Genomic DNA, 19822 nt, shown 5'->3' on the forward strand with positions numbered 1-19822 from the left:
TCCGCGCCGCCATAGCTGGTAGCGCTCAGGTTAACCGTCTTACCGGTACCCGCATGCTTAGTATCAAAGGTACCCGTGCTCGCCACCGTGACAACATCCCCGGCGATCCAGCCTGCGGCACCCGAGACATCAAGCGCCGCGTCGGTGTTTGCATCGTAGATCTTGTTGCTTGCCGTAATACCACTAATGCTAATGGCTTTAGCCGTCACATCCGCCGTGGTATTTGCCTGGTCGGTAATACTGTAGTTACCTTTATCGACACCACTATAAGTAGAGCTCAGTGCCACCGTTTTACCGCTACCAACATGCTTAGTGTCAAATGTACCAGTGGCATTAACCGTGACATCATCCCCGCCAATCAAGCCACCATAGTTTGCAGTGTCAACCGATACCGTTGCATTTGTTGACGCATCATACGTTCGACTCGTTGCTGTAATACCGCTTAGGGTTAATCCTAACTGATCAACACTGTAGTCAGCCGTTGTGCCAGCAAAGCTATAATTGCCTGCATCAGCACCCGCCAGACCAGCCCCAACACTCTGAATACCGGTGTGAGTACCTGCTTTCAGATTGTTACTTGTGCTCAGCAAACCAGAGGTATTGACAGAGACAGCCGCCCCCGCCACTAAATCATCAGCCAATAAATTACTGAAATTAACACTACCCGCAGTAACCGTAGAGCCATAAGTATTGCCTCCACCCGTAATAGATCCGGATAATGCTAATTGATCAACCGTCAACTCATCAACCGAGCTGGCGTTATCGGTAAAACCATAACCTAAGCCGTTGTTGAGACCACTGTTATAGACAACATCATAATTTCCTACTATTCGCTGGCCGCCTGTAGAAGTCGTATCATCTGTTAACGCCGCATTATCCCAAACTGCCGTATTCGTTATGATCCCGGCAGTATCGCCATGGATTAAGCCAGAAAAGCTGCCGGCATAGCTAGTAGGATCATTATTCCCGTAAGTGACGGATTTATTAACGGCCGCCACACTAATGACAGGCTGTTCACGATATACCGCATAGATTCCAGTGGCACCAAGATCAGTCCATCCACCAGTACTGAAATCAGTCGTTTCGTCGGCATTGTAACGAGAATGACCACTGGCAAAAGCGATTAAACCATCACCGGCACTAGCCGAAGACTCTGCCACCCCGGTACTGCCCGCGATGCTACCCGTATACAAAATAGCGTTGCCCGTGCTCGTGGTAAGCGATGGTGAGCCGGTAAGAACAACATTACCTCCAGTTGCCGTTCCTGCAGTAATCGATTGGCCGGCATTAAGCTTAATAGCAGTCGCGGATATATTTTGAGAAACCGTCAAATCACCAGTAATAGTTGAGATGTCCACAGCGTCAATCGCCGTGATTCCGTCAATCGCATTAAAGGTACCAATTGATAGCGCATTTGCATCTACATAAGTAACACTGCCCGAGTTCGCAGAAAGTAGATCTACGTCATTGGAAGCGGCATCAAGAGAATAAGCTCCTGCTGCTCCCTGCAGTGCTAAACTCGCTGCTGTGATGCTACCACTGCCAATATCGGTAACGGCACCTGTACTGTCCAGTATCAAGGTATTGCTACCAGCATTCATAAGACCTGTGAGTTCAATGCCGCCGCTAGCGTTAAGCAATGTAAGATTATCCGCAACCGTCAGAACTCCCGTCGTTATTTTACCGGAGCCATCGTTACGACCCACGAGGATACTGCTGAAGCCATCACTGAGGTTATTCCACTCTGTTGCATCAACAGACAAGCTACCGGCAACACTGTCGCCCAAACCAATAGAGGTATCGCTATTTAACGGCTTAAGCGTTAACGCATAACCTGTTGCACTAATCGCCTGATTAATTGCCAACGCATCACTGGCCAGGGTAATATCACCTCCTGCAGTAATACCATTCACAGCACCGACGGTACCAACGGTTAATGGTTGATTGTTGGCCAGACTGAAGCCTCCACTCAGGTTCGCAGCTACCGTCGTTATGCGATTATTATTGTTGAGGCTGACTGCACCCGCATTTTGCAACAATAAAGTAGTGGCGGTAATAATACCTGATTGCGTTATTGCCTTAGTGCTTTCATCCGCCAGTTCTATCCGAACATTACGACCACTGACAGCACCTAAATCAAGCGCGTTGCTATCACGCAGATGAATATCCATCCCAACAGCGGTGGCAGAAACCGTACCTGCGAAGGCATTCGCCATATTACTCAGGTCTATTTCACCGGCACCTTCTATCTCAGAAGTACTATTTTCTGCACTTTGCAGCGCTTGGAAGCGATTATCTCCTGTAAGGATTAACGCGCTGGTTTGGAGAATACCTGTCGCAACCGAATCCCCTGCATTTGAGTAAACGCCTTGGGTCGTGATTTTGACTGTGCCACCAATGGTATTGCTCGCATTAAGCAAGATGGCATCTCCATCAGCCACCTCAGTAATACTCTGCCCCCCGGCATCACTCGTCACTATGGCACCGTTGGTTAAGTTGGCAGCCAATATAGTGCCAGTACTTGTCTCTCCTACGCCAGTTGTTGTCGCCGAAGCGACCAAATCACCATCGACCATGCTTAACGTGATCACACCAAACAGACGAAGCTCATTAGCCGCTGTAGTGGCAGAACCACCACCGACTAAGTTATCCGTTGAGTTCCCCGCTACAAAAGCCCCGTCGCCGGTCATATTGAATGACCCGCCTACCTGTACCGATGCATCTGCACCCTCGCCGTTGGCATCGACTTCCTGAGTGACGTCACCACGGCTATTGATGCTAAAGTCACCAGCCACCAACGAATTACCGAGTTCAGTCCCGCCTTCCGAAATATTCTTAAGTAATACATCATCTGCGGCAAACGCGGTGCTATCAACTATCAAATTGCCACCAATTGATATCGGCGATAAAGCGGCCTGACTTAACAGTCCGGCCACTGTGATACTAACATTGGACGCTCCGTCAGCCTCACTGATACCTATAATCTCAAGCGCACCGGCATCAATAGTACCAATCTCTACGCCATTAACATCGACGAAGGTAAGGCCTGCGCCACCCGACAGTAATGCTGCCAGGGTGCCTATATCGTTACCGGCATCTGCCAAGGTAGCGCCCGCTGATTTAATCGCTAGGCTGCCAACTTTTATAGACGCAGTTTGGGTGACTTCACCTGTTGATTCAACCCGAAGCAGTGTTAATGGCGTACTACTACCCACTGCATTAAAACTCTGCGCCGCACCTGAAAGCAGCCTTAAGGCATGAGCACCATCAATAGAGCTGTCGAAGTTAATCGCGCCGGTAGTGCCCCCGGTACTGAGCGCAACATTACCCGTCAGGGTGGTTGCTGATGCCAAGGTGATATCATCGCCAGTTGTGGCAATATCGCCCGCTGTAGAAATCCCTTCGGTGGCAGTGATACTCACCGTACCATCGGCATTAATATCACCTGCAGCTGATATGGTCGCTGTACCGGAATGATTTGTTGTTACTGTTCCGCCCAGTGCCCCTGTTGCTGTATCAACAGCAGCGTTCAAAACTAAATTTGTACCCGTTAGTGACATTCCCTCGACAGCCGAGAGTGTTACCACCCCACCAATAGTCGTTGTACCTGTGCCTCCAAGCTGGGTCAGACTAGCCGCAGCAATGCTAGAGCTAGTGGTTACATTGACCGCAGAGTTAACATTGATAGCACCCAGTGTCTGCGTAGTACCCACCGCGCCTTGCAGTGCAATATCGCCTGTGCCCGCCGTCAAATCCAGAGTGTTCGCTTCACTGGTTTCACTATCTAATGTGCCGGTAAAGGTGATTGTGCCAGCTCCAGCTCCCGTGTTTACCACTAGCGCATCGTTCATAATCACATCACCGTTGAAGGTAATGTTACTACCATCACTGGTATAGGTACTATTAGTATTGATGGTACCGTTATAAGTTTGTTCACCCATAGTGGTGACATCATGGAGGGTTAAATTATTACCGGTAAGCGCAATACTACTCAGCGCTCCATTGGTTCCTGCACCCACTACATCCATCAGATGCACATCACCGTTACCGGCATTGACCGTCAGTGATTTCGCTACCGATGTTAATGAGTCGATGGTTGCATCAAAAGTCACCGTCGAGTCAGTCGTCGTCAACGTTGTATCGACGCCAATAGTGACTGCACCCGTATAATTCTGAGTGCCGCTTGAGGTAACCGTACTGGTGTTGATACCCGTAGTACCACTGATGGCTAATGCTGTTAAGCCCGTGACAGTGTCACCGGCGGCATCACCCAATACAGCATCACCGACAATATTGAGGCTGTGTGTCACACCCTCAATGGTGCCATTTGTGGTGATTTTAGTACCCGTTAACCTTGTGTCTGCACCGAGGGTTACATTATCGTTATAGGTTTGAGCTGCTGTTGTATAAACAGCGCCACCATTGAACACAGTACTTCCAGCTGCATCCGTGGTGAGAAAATACAATTCCTGACCAACTACTGAAGTACCGACTAAACCATCAAACGTTGTAATACCACTATCAATTATATCCAGACTTCGATTTATGCCGTCAGAAATAACATTATCAGTAAAGGTAATCCCCACGCCAGTTAGCTCGATAATAACATCACCCAGTGTGACTGCACCCGTGTAATCTTGTGTACTATCACCAGTGATATTACGGGTATTGATTTCGGTTGTGCCACTCACAGACAATGTAGTTAAACCCGTGACCGTATCGATTGATTCGTTACCGAAAATAGCATCGCCTGTTATGGCCAAACTATTACTAGCACCCACTAGGGTGCCATTGGTCGTCACTGTGGTGCCAGACAGCACAGTGCCTGCACCAAGTGTTACATTATCGTTATAGGTTTGCGCTGCGGTTGTATAAATAGCACCACCATTAATGGCGGTAGAGCCACCTGCATCTGTGGTCAAACTGGTCAACTGGTCAGTTGCTGTCGTACTGCCAACAACGCCGCCAAAAGTTGTCGTGCCACTGTCATTAACGATCAACGCACGGTTAGTGCCATCAGAAACGACAGTATTGCTAAAGCTAATACCTAGACCACTAACCGTAATATCATCACCCAAGGTGACTGCACCCGTGTAATCCTGTGTAGACGTACTCGTGATATTACTGCTGTTAATAGCGGTCGTGCCACTGACGGCTAACGTGGATAAACCCGTCACCGTATCGCTTTTTTCATTACCAAACACCGCATCGCCGCTAACATCTAGGCTATGGGCTGCGCCAATCACTTTACCCTTAGTTGTCACCGTCGTTGCGCTTAAAACAGTATTGCTGCCTAGCGTTACATCGCCTGTATAAGCTTGTGTGCTACTACTGGTGATATTACTGGTATTGATCGCAGTGATTCCGCTCACCGTTAGCGTACTTAAGCCCGTAACAGTATCTGCTGCGTCATCACCAAATACTGCATCGCCGGTAACATCTAGGCTATGGGCTTCGCCAATCACTTTACCCTTAGTCGTCACCGTCGTTGCGCTTAAAGCGGTATTGCTGCCAAGTGTTACATCACCTGCATAAGCTTGCGTACCACTGCTGGTGATATTTGTGCTATTGATAGCAGTGCTTCCGCTAACCGCTAAAGTCGTCAATCCAGTTACTGTATCGGTTGTTTCATTACCAAACACCGCATCACCGGTAACATTCAGGCTGTAATTATCAGCACCGGAAACAGTACCATTTGCTGTGATGCTTGTTCCTTGAAGCACGGCATTAGCCCCTAAGGTCAGGCTCTCACCGTAGGTCTGAATCCCTGATGTAGTCACCGAGCCGCCGTTAATTTCTAGCGTACCACCAACATTAGTAGCAACAGAGCCGGCGTTAACCGCCGCTGAAAACTGAGTTAATCCAGTGCTATTAACCGACAAGTCACCCAGTGTGCCATTAGTCACACCACCCACAGCAGCAGTGAAGATCACATCACCGCTACCCGCGTTTACTGTCATCCCAATGGCTTCGTCTGCTATGGAATCTAGCGTACTACTGAAAACAATCGAATTATCCGCGGCGGTGAGGATTGTGCTATTGCCCAGAATAACAGCGCCGCTATAGGTTTGTGCATCAGCACTGGTGATGGTATCTGTATTAATGGTCGTAGCACCACTAACATCTACTGTTGTTAAACCAGTGACAATATCGGTTGTTTCATTACCAAACACCACATCGCCTGTTATTGCCAAACTATTACTACCACCCACTAGGGTGCCATTGGTCGTCACTGTGGTGCCAGACAGCACAGTGCCTGCGCCAAGTATTACATTATCGTTATAGGTTTGAGCTGCGGTTGTATAAACACCACTACCGTTAATGGCGGTAGAGCCACCTGCATCTGTGGTCAAACTGGTCAACTGGTCAGCTACTGTCGTACTGCCAACAACGCCGCCAAAAGTCGTCGTGCCACTGTCATTAACGATCAGCGCACGGTTAGTGCCATCAGAAACGACTGTACTGCTAAAGCTAATACCTTGCCCACTAACCGTAGTGTTATTACCCAAGATGACTGCACCGGTGTAACCCTGTGTAGACGTACTCGTGATATTACTGCTGTTAATAGCGGTCGTTCCACTAACGGCTAACGTGGATAAACCCGTGACCGTATCGATTGATTCGTTACCGAAAATAGCATCGCCTGTTATGGCCAAACTATTACTAGCACCCACTAGGGTGCCATTGGTCGTCACTGTGGTGCCAGACAGCACAGTGCCTGCACCAAGTGTTACATTATCGTTATAGGTTTGCGCTGCGGTTGTATAAATAGCACCACCATTAATGGCGGTAGAGCCACCTGCATCTGTGGTCAAACTGGTCAACTGGTCAGTTGCTGTCGTACTGCCAACAACGCCGCCAAAAGTTGTCGTGCCACTGTCATTAACGATCAACGCACGGTTAGTGCCATCAGAAACGACAGTATTGCTAAAGCTAATACCTAGACCACTAACCGTAATATCATCACCCAAGGTGACTGCACCCGTGTAATCCTGTGTAGACGTACTCGTGATATTACTGCTGTTAATAGCGGTCGTGCCACTGACGGCTAACGTGGATAAACCCGTCACCGTATCGCTTTTTTCATTACCAAACACCGCATCGCCGCTAACATCTAGGCTATGGGCTGCGCCAATCACTTTACCCTTAGTTGTCACCGTCGTTGCGCTTAAAACAGTATTGCTGCCTAGCGTTACATCGCCTGTATAAGCTTGTGTGCTACTACTGGTGATATTACTGGTATTGATCGCAGTGATTCCGCTCACCGTTAGCGTACTTAAGCCCGTAACTGTATCTGCTCCGTCATCACCAAACACTGCATCGCCGGTAACATCTAGGCTATGAGCTTCGCCAATCACTTTACCGTTAGTTGTCACCGTCGTTGCGCTTAAAGCGGTATTGCTGCCAAGTGTTACATCGCCTGCATAAGCTTGCGTACCACTGCTGGTGATATTTGTGCTATTGATAGCAGTACTTCCGCTGACCGCTAAAGTTGTCAATCCAGTTACTGTGTCGGTTGTTTCATTACCAAACACCGCATCACCGGTAACATTCAGGCTGTAATTATCAGCACCGGAAACAGTACCGTTTGCTGTGATGCTTGTTCCTTGAAGTACGGTATTAGCCCCTAAGGTCAGGCTCTCACCGTAGGTCTGAATCCCTGATGTAGTCACCGAGCCGCCGTTGATTTCTAGCGTACCACCGACATTAGTAGCAACAGAGCCGGCGTTAACCGCCGCTGAAAACTGAGTTAATCCAGTGCTATTAACCGACAAGTCACCCAGTGCTCCATTAGTCACACCACCCACAGCAGCAGTGAAGATCACATCACCGCTACCCGCGTTTACTGTCATCCCAATGGCTTCATCTGCTATGGAATCTACCGTACTGCTAAAAACAATCGAATCGTCCGTGGCAGTTAATGTGGTGTTATTACCCAGGATAACAGCGCCGCTATAGGTTTGTGCATCAGCACTGCTGATGGTATTGACATTAATGGTCGTAGCACCACTAACATCTAAGGTCGTCAGGCCGGTGACGGTATCAACTGCGGCATCACCAAAGATGGCATCACCGACAACTTCAAGGCTGTGTGCCTTCCCAGTTAAAGAATCCTTGGTAGTAATGGTACTCCCCGTAAGTATGGTGTTATTACCCAAAGAGAGTGCATCGTTGTAGGTTTGCGTACCGGTTGTGTTGACCGTTTGACCATCCAGTTCAACGCTACCCACTGCATCCGTGGTCACTGAGGTTGCCGTGACGGCATCGCTAAACCTAGTCACACCCGCGCTATTTACATTCAGCACATCAAGCGTATTAGTCCCGCCAACGATACCTGCAAAGGTCACGTTGCCGGTACCAGATGTCAATGTCAGATCACGTGGCGTCGTATCGCTATCTAGGATATCAGCAAAGACGATATTACCTATATCTGTGCTGGTATCCATCGCCACATCACCGGTGACAACTACACCGGTAGCAAAACTGATGTTGGAATTTGTGGTACTGATGTCGCCGGCCAACTCATTGGTTCCTGCACCCATTTGACCAAATATGCCAACTGAGGTGATATCGCCTGCTGCGGCCGTGGAAAACAGACCGGCATTACTGATAGTGGTCGTTCCACCCACATCTGTCGCTGCATTGACAGACAGGTTATTGCCGGTAAAGGTCAAGTTAGCGCTCAAGATAACAGCGCCGTCCAGTGTTAAGGTCCCGGTTCCATTCGATTGCATCAGGCTTGCTGCGGCTAACGTATCGCTAATAGTCACATCGTTAGCTGAGACTATATTCAACGCACCTAATGCAGCCTCCCCCCCCACAGCACCGTTAAATAGTATCTCGCCAATACCCGCAGTGATACTCAGTGCACGCGGCGTACCATCACTATTTAAAGTACTTGAAAAGTCTATGTCACCCGCACCTGAGCCTGTAGCCAGCACGTGATTACCACCCACCAGCACAGCTGGGCCATTAACGTCAATCATGCCACCGGCTGCACCGGTAGAGCTCGTAATGATAGAGCCGGCAATATTCACCGCACTACCAGTCAAACTCACCATACCACCCGTACCTATGCCCTGGCCCTGTGCCTTCGTCGCATGGACAGTCAGAATACCATTAGCATTAAGCGTGATATTGCCAGCCGTTGCAGCTGCAGCGTTCACATCGCCACTGGAATCCAAAGTCCCTGTGTTAACATTACCGTTATTGGCCGTCGTGGCTATATCGATCGTGCCGCCATCCTTATAAACACCATCTGCGTAAGTAACAGCCCCCGCTGTCGAAATAGTCACACCTGTATAGTTGAAGCTACCCACACCAGTAGCAGAGAAATCCCCCCCTTTGGTGCTAATATTTTGAGTGACAGAAATAGCATAATCACTACTGCCAATATCAACAAAACCACCCTGAGTGGTAATCCCTTCAATACCGCTTTCACCACCACCAATAGCAAAATCACTGCCACTTCGATAGATGAAATTTTGACCCTCACCGCCAATCCTCGCGGATATAAGATCAACGCTATTACCAACATCAAGCAAGGCTGAACTGTTGAGCGCATCCAGTAACACTTTACCTGTATCTATTGCATGACTGTCATTGGCTTGTAAAACGGCACCTGTGCTTGCCAGAAGCTTAAGTGTGCCGTCTGCGCCCGCGACACCCGTACCATCAGCAGCGCCGCCCCGAGCGGTAATAGGCCCTTCAATATTAAGCAAGTCTCCCGCCGATGTCAGCGTAATCATACCGGCCGCACCACCACCGTTACCCGACCCAACTACAGCAGCGGTACCGCTAGTAACGATCTCCCCAACTGTCAAATCGCCGAGTGAGCCAAGAGCTGTGCTGCTGAGGAGCACAGAACCACCGGCCGTACTGTTCTTATCACTACTACTAGTGTTAATCGTGACACCCGTACTGGTAATTTTCGGTGCCGTAATTGAAATATCTGCACCTTGGGTGGTAATTCCCTCCGGATTAACGCTGCCAATAACCAAATCCAGATTCGTCGTAAGATTGACCGCACCCGTCGCGTCAGACGCAAAGGTACTAATTTGATTCACCGGAATGCCACTGCCGCCCAAGTTCAGCGTGTAATCACCGACACCTGACAGACCCAGTTTGGCTGAGATGATGGCGCCCGTTTGAGTGACCGCATCGCCTGCCGTCAATACGGTCGTACCACCGGTCTCTATGGCGGTAACAACAAAACCATCACTATCGGTAAATTTAATAGTGCCAGTTGGCGTGGTCGTTTCACCGGCAATCGCTGAGTCATCGGCATTGCGGACATAAAGGCTTAAGCTATCGACATTATTTCCAGCAGCCGTTAAGGTAATATCAGCACCGGCTGCATTGAATGTCTTAGCTGTTAGCGTATTAGCCACCACAGCACCATCACCAAAGGTGACCGCATCTGTCGTAATCGCGCCATTAGCGGTTAATATAGCCTGATCGCTAGTGCTGATTTGACTCACCGCAAAACCATCAACATCATTAAAAGTGATCGCACCAGAGCCGACATCATTATTGCCCACATTACGGCTCAGTAGCTTGACCTTGTTCAGGTCATTATCCACATTGGCTAAAGTAATCACACCATGGTTAGCCGTAGTAACACCTAACTCATCAGCGGACAGAATAGAACCTGCTCCTACCTGTTGAACCAGACCAACAGCATCTACTGACAGCCTGCCACCAGTGGTGATATTTGCCAGATCGGCCGTGCCACCAGAGGTAATAGCAATAGTACCGGCATCCGATAGGTAGCTATAATACTGCCCCATTACGAAACCACCGGTACCATTGGCCGCAACGGTAATGGTACCGGCACTGCCGGTCTCTAGTTTCAAAGGCGTACCGACAGACCCGGTTGAGTGGGTGATTGTGTCACCCTTTACGTTAATGTTGCCACTGGTCGAAACAATCGTTTTGGACAGATTAACTTCATTTTCAGCGTCAATAGTGACATCGCCACTACCGGTTGTCAGGGTGTTATTTACCTGTACATTACCGGTTGTTGTGGTGGTTGCAGCATAGAGCGCCACATTGCCTGTCGTCGTGGTCAAATCACCTGGGGTAGAAAGATTACCGTCCAGTGAACGGAGTTCAATATTGCCACTAGTGGTAGAAATATCTTCAGGAGTCAGTACTAAGCCTGCACCCGCCCACAATTTGATCGAGGTCGTCACGTCAAGATTGTCGGTCAGGGTATTCATGCTTAACTGATTAGCATCCTGTAGGCTCACCTGGGGCCCTGTTGAATGAACCGTCACCTGACCGGTAAAGTCGTTAGTTATGCTAAACAGATCGATATTACCCGTGCCACCATATAAGTCTGCCGTAGTCGACTTGATGCTTGATGCGGCTTGCTGTGATAACGCGTTCCCTTTTAAGGTAATTGCCTGTCCGCTTGCATCCAGTGTATGGGTATCCAGATTCTGAATACCATCGGTCGTTTCTATCCAGGTGGTGCCACCCGTAGTCACACTGCCGGTATATTTAAGGCCGGCAACACCGCTACCACCCCCCTGCTCTTTGAGGGTTAATGCGCCGCTGGTGGTAAATTGGCCAAGATTATCGATATTAGCTTTGTTAATCGTTACCACACCCGCGTCACCCACCAGGGTTTGCGCAGAAATAGTGCTCTCATTCAACTGGCTAACGGTACCAGTCAGTTCCTTGGTATCAACACCCAATGCCAGAGTACCTGCACTGGCATTGACCGTATTCAGGTTCGCATTAGTGGCATTGACCAGTTCAATAGCGGTTGCACTAGTGTTATCGGTTGTCACTATGCCTTCGAGGATAATGTTATTGGCACCCCCGCCGCCATCGATACGGATAGATCCACCGGTGCCGCTAACACCGCTATTGTCGGCATTAATCGTTGAGCCATCGGCCTGGCTCACACTGATACCGCTCAGGTAAATATCACCATTGGCCGAAATCGAGTTAGCCTCGATTGAAAGCACACCCGTGTCGGTGTCGAACGTGCTAATACGTATACCTTCAGCACTGACAACCGCGCCGGTAAGACTAAGGCCAGCGCTAGAGTCGTAAATATCCAGATCGTACTGAAGGTCGGTAGCTGGACCGATAAATTGATGAGCACCCGAATAAAGGCCAGCGAGTTCGCCAATCTTGTTCTCGCTATTGGCCAGCACTACCGAGCCACCCACAGCATTCGTCGCGGTACCCACTTGCAACGCGTTAATATCTAACGCAGTTGAGACAGACTGGGTAATGTTACCGGTAATCAAACCTATGGTGTCGGTATCATCACCCAGCACCAGTGAACCGTTGGAGGCAATAATACTAGGCAAGATCAGATCTGTCGTCCCGCGAATGGTAATAGCAGAGGTTGAATCTGTATCCGTGTGTATCGTTGAGATATCACCGGCAAGCGAAATAGCCCCCGCGGCTGAACCATCATGACCGGTCAGGGTGATAGTACCACCGCCATTGCTGCCGGTGCGTTCGCTACCCGTAGTCCCCCCTGTGGTATTAATTTCACTGCCAGCCCCCTGGCTGATACCTTGCCCGGTTAGCACGACAGCTGCACCACCAGAGGCCATACCACCGGCGTAAACATTATAGCTGGTGAGAGCTAGCTCCCCCCCCGCCGTGGAAATGTTTATTGCTCCATGGGAGTTTTCAATCGTGCCAGCGAGTGTCAAACCGCCACTGACATCATTTAGGGTAAAGCCTACCCCTGCTTCATCGTAGAGGTAGAAAGGGCCTAGGTTAGCGACTTCATTGTTAGCCGTTAATGTGACTGCGCCACGCGCAGAGGGCGCTGAATTATTGGCAGTCCCGCCATTTTGACTAGGTCCAGAAAGCGTACCCAGAGTGGTTAAGACACCCGCAGTTTGATTGATAGTGCCGCTGGAGGTCAGCTGTATACCGTCTGCGCCGGCAGCGATATTACCCGCCAGCGTCATATGACGATCATTTGTACCATTCCAATACGTTTTTAGTGCAATTTTGCCGGTGGCGGTTAATGCACCCGCCGTATTATTGGTAAAGGTACCACGTGAGTTTATCGTTAAATTACCTGTACCACCCACCCCAGCGGAGATGGCGTTTTGAATACTGGTAGAGTAGTTAGTACTGCCGGTATAACTGCCGCCAGAAGAGATGATAACCTCGCCATTAGAGGTGATGGTTTCAGGATTAACAAAGCTACCGCCTGCGTCAATAAAAATCCCCGTCGCTGACTGTACCGCCGCACCAACCGAAACGGAATCCAAATATCCCGAATCAATAAATACTGACCCCGCACTACTGGTTAAGGTACCTGTACCCGTGTTGGCATAGGTGCCGGCGGCGGAGTCATCGCCGTTAATAACAATATTCCCCAATGACTGCACGGCCCCGCCAATAGTAAGGGCATCGGCATCACCCGAATCTATGGTTATGCCCCCTGCATTACTGGTTAAAGTGCCATCAGTACCGCTGGCGAAGGTGCCTTGCGAGTTAATATCAATGCCAGCATCTGCGGTAATCCCCGCCTGAAGATTAACCGTACGATTTATATAGGAATTAACCGTCGCTGTGCCAGTTGTGGTTAAGGTACCCAGCCCACTGGTGTATACATTGCCGTAATCAGAGGAGAGGAGAATACCACCGGTACCCGCAACAATCGCGCCCTGGATATTCGCATTATAACCACTGTTGTGATTATCGGTAGCCGTCAGTGTTACCTGACTATCTGCCGCTTGACCGGTCACACTGCCCGTACTATCCACATAAAGATGATAGTAGTAATTCGAGAGGTCAATATTCCCAGTAGCAGAAACCACATCTCCCGCCACATGCAGTGTATTTGTCCTGCTTCGACTGGAGAGTGAAATATCCCCCCCCACCGTCAAATCATCAATATAGGTAAAGTAATTCTGGATATTCCCCAGCGTTAGATTACCGTCCACGACACCCGAGAGACGTGCCCCTGAATCAACATTAAGAGAAGAGGTCTGAGTAACATTGCTGGTAATATTTTCTAAAGCGGTTCCCACGCTGACGTCGCCCGCGGCTGCGCCGCTGGCAGCAATTTGCGATATGGTAGCAAAATATTTACTTCCGCTAGCTGTATTTGCATCAGCCCCGGTGATCACTTCAGTCTGTGCCCGACCAAACATATCGGTACCGGTTACAGTAAATGTTATTCCTGTGTCAGTTCCGGCACTGGTAATGGCGACCCGTTCAGACACATCAAAGGTGGCTGTTCCCGAACTAATGGCAGTGCCATCTAACGTCAAATCCGTCGCAGCAGTAACCGTTTGGGACCCGGCTAGCGCACTATCAATAGCAGTTGATCCAAGCTCTATTTTGCTATCAGCATTCAGCGTATTACCTAGCTGTACATTACTGGCATTACGAATTATCAAATCATTACCAGCGCCATCGACACGATAAGTGCCCGTTAATGTAACTGCACCGCCATTAGCTTGAAGAATCAAATCACGGTCGGTGCCTGTTCCCTGGTATGCGCGTAATTCTCCATTACTTGTAATTGAAGTACCCGACAGATGAATACCCTGGCCACGCATTGAAGCACTATGAGATAAACTGCCTAACGTTTCTATTTTAATTGAATTGGAAACCGAGCCATCCCAGATGTTACTGGTAATATTCAGACCATTATTTTCGGTATCTTTATCAAAAATTGACAACGCTCCGCTGCGATCAATAGTTCTTGTCGTACCAATTTCGTTATTAGCTTCAGTCAATGTAATTCCGCCAGGGTTGTTAATCCCCTGCTCAATTTGCAATTCATCAATCAGTAACTTAGTACCTGCAGTCTGAGTGATAGCACCATTAATATGACGATAATCATAAACTGAATTGGTTTGCTCAGCCCATATGTTACCCAACCTTAATCCACCTCGAGATCCGAGAGCACCTATAGTTACATTCCCTAAAGTCAAGGCGTTGGCACTATAAACATAAACGGCTTCTGTGGAGGTACTGGCTGCCGTTACGGCACCAGCAAGATCAATATCACCAAGTGAGTTATTATTAGAATAATCAGAACCGTATAAGGTTACTGTAGTAGCCGAATCTATAACTGAGTCACTGGACTGAGTTATTCCAGTTCCTTGAAGATCGACAGCACCAGAAGTTGATGTAATATTTCTATCACCCAGAACCAGAGCCCCATTACCGGTTTTAATGGTTACGCTTGTTGCCGTTACATCACCGGTTAATACCATACCCGTAGTTCGCCCACTAGCTCTAACATCTAAGCTACTACCCACCGAAAAGCCACCTAATTTATCGATGATATTTGCCTGATTATCGATTGAAATTGAACCGGTTGTCGCAGCTGACAGGGTGTTGATATTGATTTTATTATCACCCCAATTGCTATATGTATACTGAGCCAAAGATCCTGCAACGGCATCGTCAGATGCCAAACCAACACTGACATTACCATTGGTATCTGCACCAGTCGCTATACTAGAAATGGTTTTGAATGAACCCAGCGTTGTGACAGCTGCAGCATTACCACCGGCAATAGTTTCTACCAATGAATCACCAGCAACATCCGTACCGGTTACGGTAAAAATAACCGCTGAATCATCACCGGTACTGCTAATCGTTAATTGCTGTTCAGTAATCAGACGCACTTCAGCCGTGGTTAGAGCAAGATCGCCAGAGACCCCAAGATCCTGCCCCGCAGCAATATTATCGGTTCCTGCCACCAGACCTATCTGCAAAGTGCCTGTTTTAGTTTCTAGAGAACGAATACTGACCGCATTACCCGTACTGCTGGCATTAGTAATCAGCACAGAAGGCGTGCCATTCGTATCAGCATCTGTGCTAATCACACCGCCGTGTAATTCAATAGATTGACCGCCACCATCAACACGTATTTTTCCAGTGCCGGCATTGATGATGCTATTGGTCAGCCCCTGATCAACGCCAACACCTGTAAGCGAGATCAGGCCATTAGCACTGCTTAAATCAACATTACTAATTAATGAAAGTTTTCCTGTCTTCGCTTTCAGGAGTATATCGCCACCGGATGTGGTTATATCAACTTCACTATTTACAGTTAAAGCGCCGACACCTGCAGTAATGGTGAAATCACCGCCCGCAGTGGTTTGATCCGCATTGTAGCCTAAAGTGACTAAACCATCAGGTGCAGTCAGCGTTATATCGCCACCGGCAGAATTTAAATCACTATGACTACCTAAGGTTAACGCACCGTTACCCGATGTAAACGTGATATCACCACCGGCAGAATTTAAATCAACAGAATTATCTAAGGTTAACGCGCCGTTACCCGCCGTAAACGTGATAGCACCACCGGCAGTGGTCAGATTAGCGCTGGAATACAATCTAAGGTAACCATTGGGCGCACTCAAACTAATCGGGGCTGATACCTCGGTCAGGGATACGCTTGGGTAAAAGATGATGTTTTCATCACCAGTAGTGTCGGTGCCTGTAGTGGCCAACTGCAGACCGCCAGCACCGTCAAGATAATACGCACCATCATTACCGCCAGAGTTATTAATACTGCCTGTGCCATTCAGAGAGATCAGACTCTCTGCAGAGATCCCCTTCGTTGTAATATCCGTCACGCTGTCAAACAGAATATTGCCAAGTTTGGTGTTCGCTGTAGCTGAGGTACCACCAACAGAGTCACCGAATACTAACGTACCACCGCCGACGCCATTGAAGGTTAAGTCATTGCGTTCATTGGTATTACTGTAAAAATTATCATGAATATTAATCGTTCCCGTGCCGCGGGTAAAGGTGACAGCATCATCAAGGTAGATGCTATAGTTCCCCCCCGAAGTGTCGCCAATCCCAGAATTTAAATCAACACTCCCATTACCGGCTAAGGTGTTGATGGTTATTGTGCCTAAGCCATTGGTTAGATCATCATCACCTAAGCGAATTTCTTGCGTTGCATCAATGTTGAGACCCGCAGCACCATCAGTGGTGACATTTTTTTCTATATTGATATTGACGCCGCTTGCCGTCAAACTGGTCAAGGCATTGGTACCACCCATCACACCATCGAACATCACATCGCTAACACCTGCAACGACACTCAAGCTAGAAGAAGCACCGACATCTGAATCCAGGCTAGAGAGAAGATCGATATTACCGGAAGTAACACCCGAGGAAATCAATCGGTTAGCGGTTAAAATAGCGGGCGTTTCTATCTTAATATAGCCGCCTAACCCCTGGCTTGCCGCCCCCACAAAACCACCACCAATGGCTTTTAAGTCGCCATCAAGATAAATATCAGTACCGGCGGTTGCCGCCAGTAGTATGTTACCCGCGTTACCACCATTACGATTGCTGGTTGCTCCAGCAGTCGCATCGCCACCTGTGGTGGTAATAGCACCGACATGGATGTCGCCGGCTGCAGCCGTTAGGCTGACGGCAGCGGCGTTACTGCCGACACCTATGGTATTATTAGCACCGGTAGTTGTTATATTTTGCAGCGTTATGCCGTTTGCGGCGGTTACATTAACCAAACCGGAGGCGGTGCCCGTATCAACATCGGCAGTCGTCACAATGTCAGCATCTGCTGCCGTCGTTATCGCTCCAGTTTTAGAAATCAGATTAACCGTTCCACCTTTGGTACGGATGGCGTCATTCAGCGTAAGTGACGCGCCAGTGATGGTCACAATACCACTCGCCTGGCCACCCGCCGCATCGTTACCTACAACGACATTGCTGCCATCCACGCTATGGGTAAAGGTCAGCGCTCCACTATCAATATTACCCAAGGTGATGGCACCGCCAGCCTCGAGAAGACTAACCGTCAAATCGCCATTAACATCGGCAATAGAGATGCCTCCGGTATCATGTGCAGCAGCACTCAATGCACCTGCAACAAAAGTACCCGTAGCCGTTATCGAGCCGGCATTGTCTACGGTTGCCAACGCAACCGGACCACTGGCACTGGTATCTCCCAATACCAAAGCACGCGCGTTAGTAATGGATAATGAACCTGCATTAGCCGTTGCAATAACGGTCCCCATTAACTGGTTAGCAATAGAGGTAAGCGTTATATCGGCACCTGAGGTGAGGGTCGTAGTGCCACCAATCACGAGTCTACCGCCAGTCGTGTGAGTTTGAGTAATAGCCCCACCAGCCGTTAACACCAATGAACCATCGAAGGTCTGAATATTAACGGCATCGTTTATGGTAATGGCACCGGCAGCATCCAAGGTCAAGGTATTAGTGCTAAACCAACCTATGCTGCTGGCAAGCGTAATATCACCGGCTTCAGAGTTATCAAAACCACTATTGGTAGTGATCATTACATCCGCAGTGTCTAGTGCTGTCGCTAGAGTAGAAACACTGAGCGTTGAAGCTGCACCTGTAGGCGAATAGGGAGAAGCACCTGACACATTATTATCCGTGTCGGTAATGGTCAAATTAGTAGGATCGAGCAGCAGTGTGCCGGTTTTTCCCTGTTGGGCTGTCAGGTCCACCGTGCCTTTAAAATCTAGCGTCTGTTTGCCTGACACTTCGGCAAAGCCCCCATCACCCCCCTCACTTCCACCTGTGGCAGAAATATGGCCGGCATAGTCGGTGTGCTCGTCGGCCCAGACGATGATTTTACCGCCGTCACCCTGACCGGTGGCATCAGCCAAAATGTGGGCACCTTCGTCTACGTAGGTGCGAATCGCATTGGGTACTTCAGCATTCTTACCCTGATAATCACCACCTACCAGCACCTGACCACCGCCATCGCGACCTGACGCATCCAGCAAAGCACCGTCTTGTAAGGCTACCTGTGCACCCGTGATCTGAATCTGGCCACCCTTACCTTCTACGCCACTAACATCCAGTGTTCCGGCAATGTTCACATCACCATCACCGGCCAGAACAATACGTCCATTTTCACCGGTTTGCAGTGTCTGCGCTTCAGTAATACCTGTATGATTGATGACACTGGAGGTAAGCTCGCCGGCAGCCTTTGCTGTCAACAGCACAAGACCTGAGTCCACACGCACAGCACCGCCTTGTTCTACATAAGCATCAATAGCCCCTTCTTCAACAGCAATTTTAACTGTTCCGCCCATATCCAGAACAATGCGTTTACCGGCAGCCATAGCTACCGTACCGTTGTAGGCATCAATACTACCGGTATTGATCACGCTGGCGGCAATCATGGCAACAAAACCACCTTCTGCGGTGTGTATATTACCTCGGTTGATTACGAGACCGGTATCTGCACCTTCAAAACTGTAATTACCACTAATAAAATCTTCGTTAGAAATATCGAGCGTAGACGAAACCAATGCACCCACATTAACTTCAGAGGTTGCACTAAATAAAATACCATTGGGATTAATCAAGAAAACCTGACCATTAGCTTTGAGAGAACCTCGAATCTCAGATACTTGTGAGCCAGTTACCCGGTTTAACGCGGCAGCTTGAGCTGATGGCTGCGAAAATTCGACTTCATTACCCTGACCGATCGAAAAAGACTGCCAATCAATAACAACTTTTTGAGATGACTGAACGACCTGCAATTTATTACCTGAGACACTTATCTCAGCTGAGCCAGAGTTAACCTGACCGCCTGAAGGTAATGTACCAGCCAAAACTAGTGGGCTAAGGCTAAGCAGCAACAAACTACCTACTATTGCAGGAAATGCTGCTAAAGAAATACTTCCTAGCCCTCGGGATTTAGATTTACGTTTACTTGAACCGATTTCACCAACAGCTTCCCATACACCTTTGGATGCATTCCAAATTACTCTGAAAACTTTATTCATTTATTAATCCTGTACTTAAAAATAAGTGGCTGTTGAAAATGGAACTATCGTAGACGTAAATC

Annotated in this window: 1 protein-coding gene; it reads right to left on the reverse strand. The window is 48.7% G+C overall.

The window, feature by feature from the left end:
• Positions 1–19760, reverse strand: a 19760-nt coding sequence (locus H4J59_RS01400) for a filamentous hemagglutinin N-terminal domain-containing protein (RefSeq protein ID WP_182236175.1), incomplete at its 3' end; no start/stop codon positions are given.
• Positions 19761–19822: the final 62 nt, after the last annotated feature.

Origin of the sequence: Colwellia sp. MB02u-10 (assembly GCF_014077185.1) — a bacterium.
Classification (GTDB): domain Bacteria; phylum Pseudomonadota; class Gammaproteobacteria; order Enterobacterales; family Alteromonadaceae; genus Cognaticolwellia.